This is a genomic window from Pelagicoccus sp. SDUM812005 (assembly GCF_031127875.1).
Taxonomy (GTDB): domain Bacteria; phylum Verrucomicrobiota; class Verrucomicrobiia; order Opitutales; family Opitutaceae; genus Pelagicoccus.
On record NZ_JARXIA010000020.1, the window covers coordinates 50,728 to 68,367 of the forward strand.

General features: G+C 57.8%; 15 protein-coding genes and 1 tRNA gene. 8 read left to right on the plus strand and 8 right to left on the minus strand.

Features of this window, described 5'->3' with window-relative positions; genetic code table 11:
* Window position 1 precedes the first annotated feature (1 nt).
* Both QEH57_RS20090 and QEH57_RS20095 read right to left on the minus strand, forming a co-directional pair.
* Window positions 2-271, minus strand: coding sequence for a hypothetical protein (locus QEH57_RS20090; protein WP_309008581.1), 270 nt, complete (start codon window positions 269-271; stop codon window positions 2-4).
* A gap of 118 nt (window positions 272-389) precedes the next feature.
* Entirely contained in the window at window positions 390-818 is a 429-nt protein-coding gene (locus QEH57_RS20095; RefSeq protein ID WP_309008582.1) for a MerR family DNA-binding protein, read from the minus strand.
* 153 nt (window positions 819-971) lie between these two features.
* Between QEH57_RS20095 and QEH57_RS20100 the strand changes: the two genes are divergently transcribed.
* From QEH57_RS20100 to QEH57_RS20110, 3 genes are read left to right on the plus strand one after another with little or no spacing between them, the layout of a single operon-like run.
* Window positions 972-1,169, plus strand: coding sequence for a hypothetical protein (locus tag QEH57_RS20100; RefSeq protein ID WP_309008583.1), 198 nt, complete (start codon window positions 972-974; stop codon window positions 1,167-1,169).
* Between the two features lie 39 nt (window positions 1,170-1,208).
* Window positions 1,209-2,840, plus strand: coding sequence for a CTP synthase (locus tag QEH57_RS20105; RefSeq protein WP_343224823.1), 1,632 nt, complete (start codon window positions 1,209-1,211; stop codon window positions 2,838-2,840).
* Window positions 2,841-2,888: 48 nt separating this feature from the next.
* Window positions 2,889-4,478 (plus strand): beta-ketoacyl-ACP synthase 3, encoded by a 1,590-nt coding sequence (locus QEH57_RS20110; RefSeq protein ID WP_309008585.1) that lies wholly within the window; start codon window positions 2,889-2,891, stop codon window positions 4,476-4,478.
* Between the two features lie 100 nt (window positions 4,479-4,578).
* On the opposite strand, the gene QEH57_RS20115 is transcribed toward QEH57_RS20110, so the two are convergent.
* The 3 genes from QEH57_RS20115 to QEH57_RS20125 all read right to left on the minus strand — a co-directional run bounded on the left by QEH57_RS20115 (window position 4,579) and on the right by QEH57_RS20125 (window position 6,715).
* Entirely contained in the window at window positions 4,579-5,031 is a 453-nt protein-coding gene (locus QEH57_RS20115; RefSeq protein ID WP_309008586.1) for a VPDSG-CTERM sorting domain-containing protein, read from the minus strand.
* Window positions 5,032-5,499: 468 nt separating this feature from the next.
* Entirely contained in the window at window positions 5,500-5,706 is a 207-nt protein-coding gene (locus tag QEH57_RS20120; RefSeq protein WP_309008587.1) for a hypothetical protein, read from the minus strand.
* Between the two features lie 247 nt (window positions 5,707-5,953).
* Window positions 5,954-6,715, minus strand: coding sequence for a 16S rRNA (uracil(1498)-N(3))-methyltransferase (locus QEH57_RS20125; RefSeq protein ID WP_309008588.1), 762 nt, complete (start codon window positions 6,713-6,715; stop codon window positions 5,954-5,956).
* A gap of 567 nt (window positions 6,716-7,282) precedes the next feature.
* On the opposite strand from QEH57_RS20125, the gene QEH57_RS20130 reads away from it, so the two are divergent.
* The 4 genes from QEH57_RS20130 (at window position 7,283) to QEH57_RS20145 (ending at window position 11,210) form a co-directional block, all read left to right on the plus strand.
* A tRNA-Leu gene (locus tag QEH57_RS20130) sits at window positions 7,283-7,367 on the plus strand.
* A gap of 394 nt (window positions 7,368-7,761) precedes the next feature.
* A complete protein-coding gene (nadA, locus tag QEH57_RS20135; RefSeq protein ID WP_309008589.1) occupies window positions 7,762-8,847 on the plus strand; it encodes a quinolinate synthase NadA in 1,086 nt (361 codons plus the stop codon).
* Between the two features lie 29 nt (window positions 8,848-8,876).
* Window positions 8,877-10,478 (plus strand): L-aspartate oxidase, encoded by a 1,602-nt coding sequence (gene nadB / locus QEH57_RS20140; RefSeq protein ID WP_309008590.1) that lies wholly within the window; start codon window positions 8,877-8,879, stop codon window positions 10,476-10,478.
* An 81-nt stretch (window positions 10,479-10,559) separates the two neighbouring features.
* The gene (locus QEH57_RS20145; protein WP_309008591.1) at window positions 10,560-11,210 is read left to right on the plus strand and encodes an NAD(P)H-dependent oxidoreductase; all 651 of its coding nucleotides are present in this window, start codon (window positions 10,560-10,562) and stop codon (window positions 11,208-11,210) included.
* 48 nt (window positions 11,211-11,258) lie between these two features.
* Here the strand turns inward: QEH57_RS20145 and QEH57_RS20150 are convergent, their stop codons facing one another.
* Entirely contained in the window at window positions 11,259-12,059 is an 801-nt protein-coding gene (locus QEH57_RS20150; protein ID WP_309008592.1) for a hypothetical protein, read from the minus strand.
* A 142-nt stretch (window positions 12,060-12,201) separates the two neighbouring features.
* Between QEH57_RS20150 and QEH57_RS20155 the strand changes: the two genes are divergently transcribed.
* Window positions 12,202-13,425, plus strand: a complete 1,224-nt coding sequence (locus tag QEH57_RS20155) for an LL-diaminopimelate aminotransferase (RefSeq protein ID WP_309008594.1) — start codon at window positions 12,202-12,204, stop codon at window positions 13,423-13,425.
* 222 nt (window positions 13,426-13,647) lie between these two features.
* Here the strand turns inward: QEH57_RS20155 and QEH57_RS20160 are convergent, their stop codons facing one another.
* Window positions 13,648-15,624 (minus strand): hypothetical protein, encoded by a 1,977-nt coding sequence (locus tag QEH57_RS20160; protein WP_309008596.1) that lies wholly within the window; start codon window positions 15,622-15,624, stop codon window positions 13,648-13,650.
* A complete protein-coding gene (locus QEH57_RS20165; protein WP_309008597.1) occupies window positions 15,618-17,639 on the minus strand; it encodes a hypothetical protein in 2,022 nt (673 codons plus the stop codon). Before QEH57_RS20165 ends, QEH57_RS20160 begins: the two co-directional genes overlap by 7 nt.
* Window position 17,640: the final 1 nt, after the last annotated feature.

The window sequence follows — 17,640 nt, forward strand, 5'->3', positions numbered from 1 at the left end:
GCTAGCAGCAACAGCAGTTCGCGTCTTTGGAGCAGAGCGCGTTGGCGATGGCCTTCTCGATGGCAGGGCAGCCGAGGAGTTGGCCGTTCACCGCGATCGCGGGGAAGCGCGTGACCTTGAGTTGGGCGGCGCGTTCTTTGCCGCCTTGGGTATCGGCCGCATGCACGTGGACGTCGCATTCGCATTGGTTGTCTTGGCAGCAGCTGGAGCTGGCCTCTACGTCGCAGCAGTCGGTTTCGGTGAAGAGTTCTATTTTTGTTTGTTTATCCATGTGTTTTATCGGGTTCGTGTTGGTTGTTGAGAGCGCTTGGCTCGGGGCAAAGCAGTAGCTTGGGCCGCGAGTTGGGCGCGGAAATGGAAAGGCTGGGACTTTCAGTCTTGAAGCGGCTTCAGCCGCAGTCGCAGGGGGCCTGTTTGCCGCTGGCTTGGGCGATGATGTCGCAGTCGCAATCGGCGAGGTCGAGGGCGGCGCAGTTTTGGAAGCGTTGGAGCAGGGCGCGGCGTTCTTCGAGCTCCTTGATTTGGGCCTCGATTTCCTCGAGCTTGAGCTGGGCCTTTTGGCTGAGGTTTTTGCAGGCCCCTGCCTCGCGGTCGTGGATCTCGAGGATCTCGCCGATTTCCCGCAGGGAAAAGCCGAGCTGCTTCGCTTGGTCGATGAAGGCGAGGCGATCGGAGTCGCTGGAACGGTAGCGTCGGTAGTTGGAGCTGTCGCGGTAGTGGTGGCGGATCAGTCCTTTTTCTTCGTAGAAGCGGATGGTTTCGAAGGTCTTGCCGCTGCGCTTGGCGAGTTGTCCGCGGGTGAGTGATTGCTGTTCCATGGAGCGAGTTTAGGGCTTGTACCTTGGCGCAAGGTCAAGGGGCTGCCGGAATTTTTTTCCCAAAGGGGGAAACGGCTGGGGCGTCGGCAAAATTGCTTGGGTGTGGAATTGGTGGTTGATGCGGCGGAGAGGGGTCACCTAGAGTCGCCCCCCATGGCGCAGATACTCGACGAAATCAAAGGACTCTATGGGATTTACCCATCCTGGCTCGTCACTGCATGCCTCGTCGTAGTAGGGCTTGGGCTCGGCTGGGTGGTTTGGAAGTTGGTACGGGTTGGCATGGTGTTGCTGGTGACCGTGGCGCTTCTGGCGATCGTGGTCTTTGCCGGGTGGATGATTTTAGCTCCCTAGCGCGATGTAGTTTGACCTCCTCTTTTATATCTAATTCTCATGGCAGCCAAAGTGGAAAACAGTAAGGCAAAGAAGTATATTTTCGTGACGGGCGGTGTCGTTTCGTCCCTAGGCAAGGGTTTGACGGCGGCGTCACTGGGCGCGCTGCTCGAGGAGCGCGGCTGCACGGTGCGGATCCAGAAGTTCGACCCGTACCTGAACGTGGATCCAGGCACGATGAATCCGTTCCAGCACGGTGAGGTATACGTCCTCGACGACGGGGCGGAAACCGACCTCGACCTAGGGCACTACGAGCGTTTCACCTCGGGCAAACTAAGCCAGTTCAACAACCTTACCTCCGGGCAAATCTACGAGTCGGTCATCCAGAAGGAACGTCGCGGCGAGTACCTCGGAAAGACGGTGCAGGTCATCCCGCACGTGACCAACGAGATCAAGACGCGTATCCGGGCCGCCAGCGAGGACGTCGACATCCTGATCACCGAAATCGGTGGCACCGTGGGCGATATCGAGGGGCTGCCGTTTCTCGAGGCCATGCGTCAATTTGCGTTGGAGGCGGGGCGCGACAACGTGCTTTTCATCCACTGTACGCTGTTGCCGTTCTTGGCGGCGGCCGGAGAGCTCAAGACGAAGCCGACTCAGCAGAGCGTGGCCAAGATGCGCGAAATCGGTATCCAGCCAGACATTTTGGTTTGCCGTACGGAGCACCCGATCGATGGCGAGCTGCGCGAGAAGATGAGCCTTTTCTGCAACGTGCCGGTCAAGGCGGTTATCGAGGAGATCGATGTGGACGACTCGATCTACGAGCTGCCGGTGATGCTCCGCCGCGAGCACCTCGACGATCTGGTGGTAGACTTTCTCAAGCTGGACGCTCCTCAGCCAAAGCAGAGCATTTGGACGGACATCGTGCGTCGCATCAAGTCGCCGTCGAAACGGGTGACCATCGGCGTCGTCGGCAAGTATATCGAGCTGCAGGATGCCTACAAGTCGGTTTACGAATCGATCACCCACGCCGGTATCGCCAACGACTGCGCCGTAACGATCAAGCGTATCGATGCGGAGTCGCTCGAAACGGCGGAAGGTCTTGAGTCGCTCAAGAGCTTGCACGGGATTTTGGTCCCGGGTGGGTTTGGTGACCGTGGCACGGAAGGCAAGATCGCCGCGGTGCGCTACGCTCGCGAAAACAACGTTCCTTACTTCGGCCTTTGCCTTGGCCTGCAGATCGCTGTTATCGAGTACGCTCGCAACGTGCTGGGTCTCAAGGACGCGAACAGCTTGGAGTTTGACGAGAAGACCGAGCATCCGGTCATCACTTTGATGGAAGAGCAGAAGCAGGTCGTCGACAAGGGCGGCTCCATGCGACTCGGCTCCTACGAGTGCAAGGTGAAGAAGGGGACGCATGCTTTCGCTGCTTACGGGCAGGAGATCATTCGCGAACGCCATCGCCACCGCTACGAGGTAAACAACGCCTTCGTGGAGGATCTGGAGAAGGCGGGACTCGTCGTCAGCGGCGTTAATCCCAAGCGCAATCTCGTCGAAATGGTTGAGTTGAAGGAACATCCATGGTTCCTCGCGGTTCAATCCCATCCTGAATTCCTTTCCAAGCCGAACAAAGCCCATCCACTTTTCCAAGCGTTTGTGGAAGCGGCGATCAATCGGGACGAAAACCGTTAGCCAGAACCACGTTCAAAACCGTATTCAAGCAACCCCACTGCCAAAGCCATGAGCTTTCAAATCGACGTGCCAATCCCTTCCATGGGGGCTACTGTCAACGAAATGACCTTGATCGATCTCGAAGTCGAAGCAGGGCAGGAAATCGCAAAAGGCGAAAAGTTAGCGGAATTGGAGAGCGACAAGTCGGTCTTCGACTTCGAATCTCCCTGTGATGGCGTGATCAAGCAGATCCACTGCCGGGCGGGGGATATTCTCGAGGTGGGGGCTCCCTTTGTCCGTATTGAAACGGAGGATACGTCTGTTTCCCACTTGACGGTCGAGGCCGATGCGGCTCCGCAGGGCGCGGCTGTCGAGAAGCCGGTCGCTGAAGCGGCGGCTCCCGTCGCGGTCATGGCGGAGGTGGCGAGCTCTCCCGCTTCGGCTCCCGCTGCTACGCCAGCTGTGGCGAGTTCTGTGGCCAAGGCGAATGGGATTCGCTGGACGCCGCGAGCCAAGAAGCTGGCGAGCGAGCGCGGTCTCGATCCGGACAGCATCACCGACATCGTAGGCACGGGTCCAGGCGGACGCGTGACGGGCGACGACTTGGAGGCATACGTTCCGGCTGGGGCAGCGGCTCCACAGGCTGCGGCTGCGAGCTCAGCGGTGGATGGATCGCTGCAGACGGCGTGCGTTGCGGGCATCGGGTACGCGGTCCCGAAGAACATGCGTTCCAACGCCGATATCCTAAAGCAGTTTCCCGGCAAGACCGAGGAGGAGATCGTCAAGGTCACGGGCATCCAGCAGCGTTACGTCATTTCCGAAGGCGAGTCGGCGACCAGTTTGGCGAGCAAGGCCACGCGTCACGCTCTCAAGATGGCCGGGCTGGAGGTGTCGGATATCGACGCGGTTGTGGTGGCGACCTTGCTGCCGGACCATCCAGTACCGGGCGCGGCTAGCATTTTGGCCAAGGAGTTGGGAGTTGAGCATGCCCTGGCGTTCGACTTGAACGCGGCTTGTTCGGGCTGGCTCTACGCGCTCGAGGTAGGACGCAGCTTGATCTACGGCGGTACGGCTAAGAACATCTTGGTCGTGACGGCGGAAATCCTGTCGCGAATCACCAACCCCAAGGATCACGAAACCGCATTCTTGTTTGGCGACGGAGCCGGAGCGGCGATCCTGACTCCCGGAGAGGGAGGGCATCGCTTGCACCGTTTGGAGTTGAGCGGCGACGCTCGTTTCACGGACGCGATTTCCCGTACGGGCGGTGGCGCCTTGAAGCCGATGCCGTCACCGGGCGAAGACTTGGATTCCTTCTACCTGAAGATGGATGGCGGGGTGGTTTTCAAGCGGGCCGTGCTGGCGTTTTCGAACATTATCGAGAGCGCTTTAAAGCGTCACGGGTTGAAGCCGGAAGACGTCTCTTGGATCGTGCCGCACCAGGCCAATGCCCGGATTTTGCGGGCGGTGAGCAAGCGAGTGGGCATTCCCTACGAGAAGTTCGTGGTTACGATCAACAAGTACGGCAATACCTCGGCTGCCTCCGTTTCCATGGCTCTTGGATGGGCCGCGGAAGAGGAAATCTTCGAGGAGGGCGACAAGATTATCTTTTGCTCGGTCGGCGCGGGATTCACCTTCGCTGGCGGCTTGATGACCTGGTAGCTCACCTCGCGGCGGACCGGGATTCGCTCCCGGAAACTTTGAAACAAAAAGAGACTAGCTCGCGAGCTGGTCTCTTTGTTTTTGGGAATTTGCGGAAAAGCTAGCTCTTAAAACGTCGCCGGAAGGTGGCGATCGCTAGGAGTCCGAATGCGCTAAGTGCGAGGCTTGATCCTGCGTCGGGAACAGCCGCTGTATAGCCGTGGAGTCGGAATGCCATTCTCTTGAGGTTTATCTCAGGTCCGGTGATTACGGAGTTTTGTACGACGCCCATCACGTTGGGGCCGGGGGCACTGTCCAGACCGTAGAGTCCGAGGTTCGTAGATTCTCCGCTCATGCCGATGAAGAAAAAGGTGTCTGCTGATACCGAGATGGGAGAGGAGAAATCTGTCCGAGCGACGACCAAATGGTTTCGAGAATCTCCGGAAACGGTAGTGGGCGTAACCGAAGTTAGGCTCTCTGAGAAGGAGTGGGTGAGGCTGAAGGTATCGGAGAAAAGCAGTATCTTTACGAGCTGGTTGACGGATGCGAAATCGCTGGATGTGAAAATTTCCATGCCGGTAATCACGACATCCTCAGTAAATTCTACGGGAGCGACAAAGCTCGTGCCGGTATAGGAATTCTGGAGAATCGATCCATCGCCGCTAGGGTAGAGATCAAGCCCAGTTGAACTGGGGCTTGAGTCGTAGATAATAGCGGCCTGCGTTAGGGCTGTTAGTGCGCAAGCAATTGCAGCGATAAGTAATCTCTTGGGAAAGAGCGTCATTTCTTTAGTTTGGGTTGGTTGGTTTCACGGTTTGCTGCCTCGCAGTGAGCTGCAGCAAAAGTTCCCGAACCAGCCAGCTGTTCGGGCGCCACATCTTTCGGTCATTGCGCAAGCTCTTGTGGGGGAAGCTCATGCAAAATGGTCAGGGAATCCTTCATTGCGTGAATGTGTAAGGAAATCCAGACGGCCTTACAGGCCGGGCGTGGCGCTGTAAGTTTATGCCTAACAGCTTGATACGTGTGAATGCGTAGTTCGGGCTTACTTATTGCCGCTGCTGGCGAGCGCTTTGCAAAGCTTGAGCAGGAACATGTAACCGCTGACTCCGAGCAGGAGGAGGCCGAGGACGATCAGACCGAGGTCGGCGCTGATGGCAAGCTGAGCGGTAGACGCATTCGAGGCAGGCGTCTCTTGTGTTGGGACAAGGGGCGTGCCGGTTTGCGAGTGGGTCGTTTTTGCTTGGTTCATTTCGGTCCGTGTTTGGCTGTTCAAGAGGCGGCTTTTTCAGGCGCCAAGCAGCTTGCCAAGCAGGAGCGAGTTGAGTGCCAAGTTTAGAAGAACGGGGTTAAGTTGTTGGAGCCGAGCAGGAAAGACGGAATTAAGTAATACATCTTGGCTACGAGTTCTGTCTGTTTTTTTTACACTTTGACTTAATTCTTAACACTAGAGGTTATTCAGGGAAAGGATTAGGGCGGCTTGTCTCGAAAACTGATGTTCAGCTTCCAGAGAGCTCGTAGTGGATGACGCTCAAAGCGTGGATGGCTGCGGTTTCGCTGCGCATGACGTGCGGTCCGAGCCATAGGGAGCGGAATCCTTTGTCGGCCGCGAGCTGGTATTCTTCTGGGGTAAAGTCGCCTTCGGGGCCGATCAGGCAGATGACGGACTGGGGAAGCTGATCGGGGTTTTCCGTTCGAAGGTCCGCAAGGTGTCGTTTGAGGGATTTTGCCGCAGGCTCGAGGCTTGCGATCAGCATGAGGTCGAACGTTTGGCTTAATTCCAGCAGGCGGGAGAAGTCTGACACCGGTTCGATCTCCACGAGGAAGGGATTGCCGCTTTGCTTGGCTCCTTCCAGTGCGGCGGCGGTCCATTTCGCGTTTTTTGCGTTTTGCTTTTTGGCGTCGACCTTGGCTTCGCACCGCTGCGAGGCGACGGGGAAGATCCGCTGAGCTCCGATCTCGGAAGCCTTGCGGATAATGCTTTCCATAAGCTTCCCTTTGGGCAGGGCTTGGGCGAGGGCGATGTTCTGTGCGGGCGGCTGGGCTTGCTTGATTTCCAGGATCTCGAGAACGGCCTTTCGCTTGTTCGCTTCGAGCAGGCGGGCTTGGGATTCGCAGCCGATTCCGTTGAAGAGCGAGACGAGGTCGCCGACGCGAGCCCGATTGGCTGCGACGAGGTGGTTGGATTCCTCGGGGCTGAGCGTCACCTGTTCACCCACCTGAGAGGGCGGATGCTCGTAGTAGCTGCGAAAGTCTGGCATGGCTGATAGCTAAGGAATAGGGGCAGCAAACTGACAAACAGAAAAGGCGCCGCTTTCGCGACGCCTTTCCTAACTTATCAAACTACAAACCAGATTCTAAAAAATGATTAACTACCTACAAAAAGGATAGGCGCGTTCGTCCGCGTTTCGTTCAAAAGTTTTGGGAGAAAAATCAAAAAATGTTTTCGGCGGCTTTCGAAGCTATCTGGAAAACGAAAAGAGGCACCGCTTAGCGGTGCCTCTTTCGACTTATCAAACTACAAACTAGATACAAAATTGAACAAACCCTTAATATGTCCTGCAAAGATAGACGTAGCCCCACCGCAAACGTTCAAAGATTCTGATAAGAAAATGGATTTCTTTTGGATTGTTTCGTAAGGTGTTTTTGTAGAGCGGTTTGTGCTTTTTAAACCTATTCTGTCGGAAGGGGAGAGGCCGCATTTTTCTGAAGTATTTGAGATGTTGTTCGCTTCCGTTTGAATTTGGCTTGCATCGGATCCAGCTCGTGGCAAAACACCGAATCTTTCCTACGGGTCGATTCGATCCGAGGGAGACTTCTTAAAGGATGCCCAGGTGGCGGAATTGGTAGACGCGGCGGATTCAAAATCCGCTTTCTCCGGAAGTGTGGGTTCGAGTCCCACCCTGGGTACCATCCTTGGGAAGTGAGGGGGGGATTGCGAAAGGCGCGATCCGCCGATCGATCGTTCCGGTGGGACGAGAAGCCATCGGGTTCGACGGAGCGCAGCGGAGATGGGCAAACCGCAGGTTTGGGGCGCAGCCCTGAGCGAAGCGAATCAATCCCACCCTGGGTACCATCCTTGGGGAGTGAACGTGGGGGATTGCGAAAGGCGCGATCCGCCGATCGATCGTTCCGGTGGGACGAGAAGCCATCGGGTTCGACGGAGCGGGTAAGCCGGCTTTGGCCAAGGCCCTCTTCAACTTGACCTAATCAAGGCCTCGGGGCGGCTGTCGCAGCAAATGCTTCCCTTTCGGGCGGGAAGTGCTCAAGCTTGTTTGCTTTTAAATTAAAGCTTAGTGCTCAGACTATGGTAAGCGCCGCAGACAACAGAAACTATTCGGAAGCTCAAATCGCGCAGGAGGCGGAACGCCTGCTCGCAAAGCTTATGCACGTGGAGTGCGAGGCCAGCCGTTCTTGGAACTTGGAAGCTTGTCGCGAAATCGCGCCGCTGACGCTTGAGATCAACGAGCTCAAGAAGGAGAAGGGCGCGGTTATCTTGGCGCACTCCTATGTGGAACCGGAGATCATCTATGGAGTAGCCGATTTTGCCGGCGATTCTTACATGCTGAGCCTGAAGGCCAAGGAGTCGGGGGCCAAGAGCATCGTTTTTTCGGGGGTGGTCTTCATGGCGGAGACTGCGAAGATCCTTTCGCCGCACTCGCAGGTCGTCGTGCCGGATCGCGCTTCGGGTTGTTCCTTGGCAGATTCGCTGACTGGAGAGCAGTTGCGCGAGCTCAAGAAGCTTTATCCCGAGGCGGCTGTGGTGTGCTACATCAATAGCACAGCCGAGGTGAAGGCGGAGTGCGACGTTTGCGTAACGTCCAGCAACGTTTACAAGATCGTGGCTTCGTTGCCGCAGAAGCAGATCCTCTTCGTTCCGGACCGCTTGATGGCGGAGAACATTCGGGTGGAGATGAAAAAGCTGGGGATCGATAAGGAAATCGTTTCTTCGGACGGGACGTGCATTGTGCATGACCATTTCGATCCGGAGACCATTGCGGAAGCGCGGGCGAAGTTTCCCGGACTCAAGGTGGTTTCCCACCCGGAGTGTACGCTCAACATAACGGAGAAGAGCGACTACGTGGGCAGCACGGGCGGCATGATGCAGTACGTGAAGGCCACGGAGGCCCCGTATTTCATGATGTTGACCGAGTGCGGCTTGGTGGAGCGGATCGAGGTCGAGGCCCCGGAGAAGCGTTTCATTTCCGGCTGCAAGCTCTGCCCGTACATGAAGATGAATTCGCTTGAGAAGATCCGCGACGTCTTGGTGGCACCGCGAAAGGAACAGATTATCGAGTTGGAGGAAGGCCTTCGCCAAAAGGCCCTGCATTCCATCGATCGGATGTTCGAAATCGCGGAAGGCGCCCCGCACCAGCCTGGCAAGGGCTGTTAGGGCGCGAGATGCCAACCAACTGATTTCGAGTGGAAACGATTCGTACAGACTGCCTAGTCATCGGGGCTGGGCTCGCCGGTAGCGCCTACGCTCACCATGCTTGTAGCCAGGGCCTATCGGTCACCATGATTTGCGCTGACCAGCTCTCGACGGGGGCCAACAGCAAGTGGGCTCAGGGCGGTATCATCTACGATACCTCCTACCATCCGGACCAGTTGGAGAAGGACATCATGGTGGCGTCGGCCAACACGGCCAATCCGGAGGCGGTGCGTTGCCTGGTCCGCGAAGGCCAGGCGGCGGTGCAGGACCTTTTGCTCGATCGCTTGGATATTCCTTTCGACCGGAGCGAGTCGGGAGACTTGCAGTTCACTCGGGAAGGCGGGCATAGCGACAAGCGAATCATCTACGCCAAGGACGTCACGGGACGGGCGATCCTCAACAATTTCCACGACTACGTGCGCGGTATCCAGAATCTCACTATCCTGGAGAACCATGTGGCGATCGACTTGCTGACCTTGTCGCACAACTCGGTTCATTCGATCGACAAGTACAAGCCGATCACCTGTATCGGCGTGTATGCTTTCGACACATTGAGCGGAGAGGTGAAGGCCATCATCGCGAAGAAGACCATCTTGGCAACCGGCGGTCTAGGGCAGGTTTTCAAGAACACCACCAACCAGCCCGGTGTGGTCGGACACGGAGTGGCCATGGCGAGTCGCGTGGGCGCTCGTATTATCGATCTTGAGTATATCCAGTTTCATCCGACGGTTTTCCTAAAGAAGAACTGCCAGCTCTTTCTCGTATCGGAAGCGGTTCGCGGAGAGGGGGGAGTGCTCGTCAACGGCGATGGCCATGCCTTCATGGACGCCCAGCATCCGATGAAGTCGCTGGCGCCGCGCGATATCGTGGCCCGGGCGATCCATCGCGAGTTGATCGCGAGCGGGGAAAACTGCGTCTACATCGACCTTTCGAGCATGAAGCCGGAGTTTATCCGCGATCGGTTTCCCTCGATCTACGAGCGAGCCTTGGCCTGCGGGGTGGACATCAGCCGCGAACCGATACCGGTGGCGCCGGCGGCTCACTATACGTGCGGCGGCGTTTATACGGATTTGAACGGTCGTTCCTCGGTGCGGAATCTCAATGCGATTGGCGAGACGGCCTGCACGGGCTTGCACGGGGCCAATCGATTGGCCAGCACCTCGCTGTTGGAATGTTTGGTTTCCGCCAAGCTGACGGCTAAGGCGGATCTCGAGGACTTGAAGCGCGACGACTTCCATCTGCCGGAGGTCAAGGAATGGGTGAGCCCCGAGCGGGCGGCCGACGAGGTTTTGATCCAGCAGGACATGCGTTTGATCAAGAGCACGATGTGGAACTACGTGGGCTTGATTCGCTCGCCGCGTCGACTGCAGCGGGCCCGCCGTATCCTTGGACAGTTGGACGAGGAGATCAGCAGCTTCTATGCGGGGGCGCGCTTGACGCGGTCCTTGGTGGAGCTGCGCAATGCGGTGAAGGCGGCTCTGTTGGTGGTGCACGCCGCGAGCCTCAATCCAGAGAGCAAGGGCAGCCACTATATCGCGGCCGAGGAAGAGGAGATCGACGTTCCGCTCGAATCTTTCGACGAGGGGAAATAGTACGGCGCGGGCCACTCCTTTGCAGTCCCTTCGCGAGCGTTTTCGTTTGGGGAGGCCAAACGGGTTCAGCATTTGATTTTTATGGCTACACTTAACGCAAACGACATCATCGAGCAGCTCAATTGGCGCTATGCGACCAAGGAATTCGATTCCTCGAAGACGATTCCTGCAGAGACGATCGCGGCGCTGGAGGAGGCTCTGGTTCTTACTCCGTCTTCCTTCGGCCTGCAGCCGTGGAAGTTTTACATCGTGGAGGATGCCGCCGTGAAGGAGCAGTTGCCTGCGGTTTCCTGGAACCAGCAGCAGCCCAAGGATTGCTCGCATCTGGTTGTGCTCGCCGCGAGGAAGGGGTACAAGCGGGAGGACGTAGGCGCTTTCGTGGCGCGTATGGCGGAGGTACGCGGGGTGAGCGAGGAGAGTCTCGCTGGCTATGAGGGCTTCGCGGGTGGCTTCGTCGACCAAGCGAACGAGCAGGGATGGATCGATGCCTGGGCCCAAAAGCAGGTTTACATCGCCCTCGGGCAATTGATGTTTGCCGCGGCAGCCTTGGGAGTGGACGCCTGCCCGATGGAAGGGATCGATCCCGCTGCCTATGACAGGATTTTGGGATTGGAAGACTCCGGTTACTCTACGGTCGTTGCTTGTCCGCTTGGCTATCGCGCCGCGGGCGACAAGTACGCTACGACGGCGAAGGTTCGCTTCGAGAAGTCGGACTTGATCCAGAGAATTTAGCCGTAGGAAAGCCGGTTGAATAGAGCCGGCTTTCGCTCATTGAAGGCTTCAACGCTTATGGTTTCGGAATGCGAGCAGGACTCCGATCCCCAATCCGAGCAATGCGAGCGACGCGCCGGTCTCTGGCACTGTGGTGGGAGGATCTTCGTTAATGCCGACATTGACTCGATAAGCTCCGTCGTTGTCGTCGTAAGCCCCCGGAGGGCCTCCAAATCCGAAACCATCGGGAATTGCTAGAAATAGTCGAGTCGCTCCTGTGGGGGCGATAAAGGTCTGGAATTCACCTCCGCTGGTGATGCCATCGCCGATATAGAACACTTGCTTGAGAAGTGGGCTCAAGGAGAGAAAGTCGATTCCCATCCCGCTAGGGCTGAAGTCCAAGGTTGCCGGAGGGCCGCTGGCAGGAACTGAGTCGTCGAGGAAAACTCCGGCTAGGGGGCCTTGAGGGCCTTTGTATCCGCTCAGGCCGCCCAAAGGGCTTAAGTCGCTGCCGGCCGCTCCATTTCCGCTCGGTCCGAAGTAGGGAGGACCGAATCCGTTGAAAAAGTTGATTCCGCCGGATGCGGGGTCAGCAACCTTTATGACGTCGCCACCGCTAACTGGAACGTAGGGAGGAATCGACTCTTTTGCTTCTTCGGGCGTGACTCCGGAATGTCGAACGAGGTGGTCGGCGGGTCCCGTCCAAGGATCACTCGGGTCAGGAATTGTTAAGTCTGTGCGGCCAGCTAGATAAATGGCGTCCGGGCCGTCTACGGTAACGGTGAAGACGATGGCATGCGCGGCGTAGGTGCCGACTAGCGACAGGAATCCGCAGACGAGGATTCTGGCGAATCTTTGAGTTTTTTGCATGGTACGATGTATTGAGGGTTGAACGCTCCCAATCGGGACGAGCTCTTAATTTACGCCTTTTTAACGAGCGGTAAAGGTAGGAGGTCCGATTCTGTTGACTCGCGCCGAGCGATCGGTGTGATGTCGGCTCACTTTTACCATCATGATCCGCATCAACGAAAACTACCTGAAGCTCAAGGCTTCCTACCTTTTCTCCGACATCGCCAAGCGCGTGTCCGCTTACCAGGAAGCGAATCCTGAGAAACCGATCATCCGCCTTGGTATCGGCGACGTGACCGAGCCGCTCCCCCAGGCCTGCCAAAAGGCTTTTCATGCGGCGATCGAAGACCAGGGCACCCGTGAAGCGTTTCATGGCTACGGTCCGGAGCAGGGCTATGCGTTCCTGCGCGAGGCGATTGCGAAAAACGATTTCCAGTCCCGCGGTGCTGAGGTGGATGCCAGTGAAATTTTCGTGAGCGACGGTGCTAAATGCGATAGCGGCAACATTCAGGAAATCTTTGGGGACGACATCAAGATTGCCGTTCCGGATCCGGTTTACCCTGTTTACGTGGATACCAACGTGATGGCTGGCCGTACCGGCAACAACGTGGACGGTCGCTACGAAGGCTTTGTCTATCTCGATTCGACTCCAGAAAATGGATACGTCCCCGAGATCCCGAGCGAGAAGGTGGACTTGATCTATCTCTGCTTCCCGAACAACCCGACCGGCGCGACCGCGACCAAGGAGCAGTTGAAGGCTTGGGTCGACTACGCGAAGGACTGCGGAGCGATCATCTTGTTCGACGCGGCTTACGTAGCGTTTATCCGCGACGAATCCTTGCCGCAGAGCATTTACGAAATCGAAGGCGCTCGCGATGTTGCTATCGAGTTCCGCAGCTTCTCGAAGAACGCGGGCTTCACGGGCACGCGTTGCGCCTACACGGTGGTGCCGAAGTCGCTCAAGGCGCAGGACGCGTCTGGCAAGGAGCACAGCGTGCACGCCCTTTGGAATCGTCGCCACTGCACGAAGTTCAACGGCGTTTCTTACCCAGTGCAGAAGGCTGCGGAAGCGGTTTACTCGGCGGAAGGCGCGGCGGAAGTAAAGGCGCTGACGGATTTCTATCTCGAGAACGCAAAGCTTGTGAAGGCGGCCATGCAGGATCTTGGCTTCGATTGTATCGGTGGCGAGGATTCGCCTTACATCTGGATCAATGCCAAGCGCCCGAGCTGGGACTTCTTCGATCTGCTGCTAAACGAAGCCGGTGTGGTTTGCACGCCGGGAGCTGGTTTCGGAACTTGCGGCGAAGGCCACATCCGTATCAGCGCCTTCAACTCTCGCGAGAAGATCGTGGAGGCGATGGCTCGCATCAAGAAGGCCCTGGCTTAAGCCGCCTTCCAGAAGCATCTCATTTCGGTCCGTCCCTGCTGCAGGGGCGGACCTTTTTTTGTTTTTCCACAGTCCTTTTTGCGGGGAGTGGCGGCTCGCGGGGCGGATGGCGGAGGGTTGCGCAAGTTTTATATAACGTTGTGTTTTGTTTGCGCAGGTGTGGGGGCGGCTTGGGGCGGGCGTTTGAGTGTGCGTGTGCGAGTGCGCGTGTGTGGGGGGAGCTTAGGGGGCGGGATCGTCGATGATTTGTTGGTAGATCGCGGGGTTGTATTGTTTGAGTATTTGGGAGGAGCGGACGGAGTGGTAGAATGCTTTTCGCATCTCGGGGTCGGTTATTTGTTGGTCGAGCTCGATCAATCTTTGCGGCTCGATCTCGGCGTAGCTGTGCACGATGGCAGGGATGCCGATTTCGGCGACTTTTCCTCCGAGCTTAAGGAGATAGCGGGTGGCTGCGTCTGGATCGGACTGGGCCCATCGGTTGGCTGCCAGGTGAGCGGCTCCCTCGAAGGCTGGATTTTCGAGAGAGAGCTCGATCGCTCCGAGCGGGTCGGTGGCGGCGTAGTTGGCGAAGGCTTGGCGGGCGAGGCGGTTTCTGTCGAATTCCTGGGACGAGTTGGCGAAGTAGAGCAGGGCGGTCTTGGAGGATGCGAATTGCTGGAGATGCTGGTAGATTGCTCTGTCGAATATTTCGGCGGTCTGGGGATCCCGATTTTGCTGGGCGAAATCTTGGGCGGCTTGGGGGTTGTCGTTCACCCAGAGTTGGGCGAGCGATTGGAAGGCGTTGGCTTGGTCTTGGGGGGCGCTTTGTTTCTTTGCCCAGTCCAAGGCGGCGTCTAGGTCTCTTTGTCCCCAGTGTCGGGAGAGCTGCCCGATGGCGATTTGCCGAGTGGGGCCGGGCGGAAGCTTGTCGATTAGGGCCAGCGCTTTTTGGGGCGCATGTTCGAAGTGTTGGATAATGAGGCCAGCTTGCGGGATTGGGGCTTCTTCGGCAGTGAGGTTGGCCGCGATCCAGTCTTGGGAGGCTTGATAGTCTCGTTGGCCGAGCGATTGGAGGGCTCTGGCGATCTTGTCCCTTTTCCAGTGCGAGTCTTCGAGTTGGGAAAGCAGGGGAAGAAATTCGGGACGAGCGGAATGGCTGGTTTGGAGGAAGCGTGTAATGAGTTCCTTGGAGCCCGGGTCCTTGGCCCAAGTGGTCGCGGCGCTGGGATCGGCGGCAAGCGCTTTGGAGAGGAGGATCTCGATTTGGCTGATGGAGTTGCGGTCGTTGACGGTATAGAGCTCGCGGAGCAGCCAAATGGATTCGTGCGGATGGGCTTCGCCGTAGTCCGACACGACCCTTCCTAGGAACCTTTCTTTTGTATCGGAGTTTTCGATACTGAGGGCGAGCTCGAGCGCGGTGTCTGGGTCGGACTTGACGAGCTTGTTGAAGAGATGGAGCGCGCTGTTGGTGTCTTTCTCGAGCAGAGTGAGGATATTGCTTACGCTGGGAGCGGGCTGTTCCGGCTGCGTGTGCGGCGGCGGCTTTGCTACGATTTCTATGCCGAGACGGTTCGCCCCTGCTTCGGCGAAGGCGATGGCTTCCAGGTTTGCTTGGCTATGGGGTAGCTTGCTGGCGATGTGGTAGAGGGCGCGGAACTCGGCGGCTAGGTTTTCTCCCTTCGCTTCGAGTTCGGCGAGGAGGTCGAGGGTGTGGCGGAGGTCGCTCTGGACGAGTTTTTGGATGATGACGTCGGCGCTGTAGTAGGAGCTGCGGGGGTAGCTTTCCTTGAAGTGGTGGTGGAAGCGAAGCAGTCCTTCGGGGTCGTCCATTCTCCAGCGGAGAATGAGGACTTCCCTGGCTTCTCCGATGGTTTCGCTCTTGGAGTCGCTAAGAGCGAGCGCAACTTCGCGGAATGCGGCGGGGGGCGTTTTGGCGATGGCGTCGTAGAGGGGAAATTGCTGGGGGAGCGCGTCGGAGGATTCCATCCATTGCCTGATTCGCTCGATGCATTGGGCGGCGCTAAGGGATTCGTCGTGTGGGGCGGGCGTGTTTGGGGCTTTGGGAGTTGAGGGGGCGGCGAGCGGCGCGGAAGGTTCCGGGACCTTGTCTTTTTTGTTATCCGTTTCGGGTAACGGTTTTATGGATACGCCAATCGCATACCCGCTTGCGATTGCGAGGAGGGCGAAGAGTCCGGTCTTTAGCTTGCTGCGGTTCACCATTGCCAAGGTTGGGCGGATTCGATGCGGAGCTTTGTGTTGTTTCGCAGAGTTTCGTCGCTGATGAGCGAAATGATTTCCGCGGCCGCTTGGAGATCGTTGCGGCTGTATCGCAAACTTACGCCGATTCGCGAGAGGAAGGCGTCGCGCGCGTTGCTGGCCGGGATTTCCTTGATGAAACCAATGGCTTTCTCGTAGTCGTACTGGACCCACGTTTCCAAAACGGGATGGAGGCCGGCTTGGGAGTGGGTTTCGTTCTCGAGGCTGCTGAAGTAGATTGCGGCTTCTTCGGGATCTTTGTTAGCCCAGTGGTAGGCGATTTGTTGTAGGCCGTTGGTCGTAGTGGGGTGGTCGGGGAAGGTTGAGTAGAGCAGCTCGAGGGCGAGCGTGGGGTTGGTTTGGGCGAGGGATGCGGCGGATTGGGAAATGATGGGCGCGGCCTCGTCTATGTTCTGCAATTTGGAGGCGTACTCGATGGCGCGTAGTGGGTCCGTCTGTACGTAGTGGTGGGCGATTCCGCTTTGGAGGGATTGTTTGAGCGGGCTTTCTCCGATTTGGTCCACGAAGTCGAGAAGGGTAGCGAGGTCTTGTCGGGCCCAATTGCGAGCGGTTTGTTTTTGGATTTCCCGGAAATTGTGTTGGTCGGGCTGGGACTGGGTCCAAGCGATAAAGTCCATGGGGGCGGTTCTGCCCCAAGTGTGGGATAGGGTGTTGATGGCTTGGGAACGGCTCTGCTGGTTGGAGGTGGCTTGCAGGAGCTGCAGGGCGGCTTCGCTGCCGTCGTTTTGGAAGGCTTGGCCAATGAGCTGGGGGATGAGCTTGTCTGTGACGTGAGGCGGCAAAATCTCGCTGGCGAGCTCGAAGGAACTTGCCCAATCGGTTCTCGCGTACTGCAAGAGGGCGCTTTGGAGGAAGTTCTGCTTTTGGGGCGAATTGGGTAGGGACTTGAAAAAGTCGGATTGCAGGAGGGCGAGGGGGCTGCTGGTACGGCTCGCAAGCTGGGGGTAGACGAAGTTTCGCTCTTCGGGGGTGAGTCCTTGGTGCAGGATGTCGAGGGCGGTGGGGTAGTCGCTCTCTTCGATGTTGCGAAAGAGTTTGCTGAGGATGTTGCGGCGTCGTTCGGCTGAGGGCACGGTCTCCGGCGTGACGAGCTGGAGAAGGGATTTCAGGTCTTCGATGGGGTTGGCCCAGCGGGTGTTGGAGAGCTCGTCGAGGAGGCGTTGGCTGGTGACGGGGTCGTCGATTTTCAACGCTTCCTTTATGCCTGAAAGGGGGTCGGTCGAATAGGCGGCGCGAAAGGATTGGATAAAGGCTTCTCGGTCTTGCTCCCACTCCTTGCTGGCGATGGCGTCTTGGAGGCTTTCGCGGGCGAGGGAAGGGGAGTCGGGGGCTGTGTTGGGAGATGCTTGGTTCAGGTGGGCGTCGGCTTGTTTCGCTATTTCGGGGATTCCGGAACGGTAGATGCCGGAGAGGGCGATGTTGCGGGCCGGTTGCGTGAGCTTGATTGCGGACTCCAGAGCTGCTTGGGGGCGACCTTGGGCCCAGTAGCTGTATAGGGCATCGATGCGGAGGGGGGACTTGCTGCGGAATTTGGAATCCGAGAGCAGTCGCGCGAGTCGGTCGGGGTCGCGGAAAGCGAGGTCGAGTCCGAATATTAAGCCGAGGATGTTGGCGTCGAATCCTTTGAGGTCGGTGGTGTGGCGCAGGAGCGTCTCGATGGAAGCGGGCGGGAGCTCTTGGGTGAGAAGGAGCGCATGGTAGTGGATGCGAAAGCTGTCGCCGCTTTCGAAGGTCGTCCGGATTTGTGCGAGCGGCGCTTGCAGAAGCTTGGGATCCTGGGCGAGCGGGGCGGCTGTGTCTGCTTCCTCGCTGGGGCGTTGGGGATGCGGAGCCGCGGGCGCCTCGAGTTTTTGCGTGTTGCTGGGAGCAAAGTAGGCAAGGCAAAGCGATCCGAGGCAAAGGAGCGCGAGGGCGGACAGGTGGAGATGGTTTCGCGGTGGATTGCTTTTCTCTCCCATG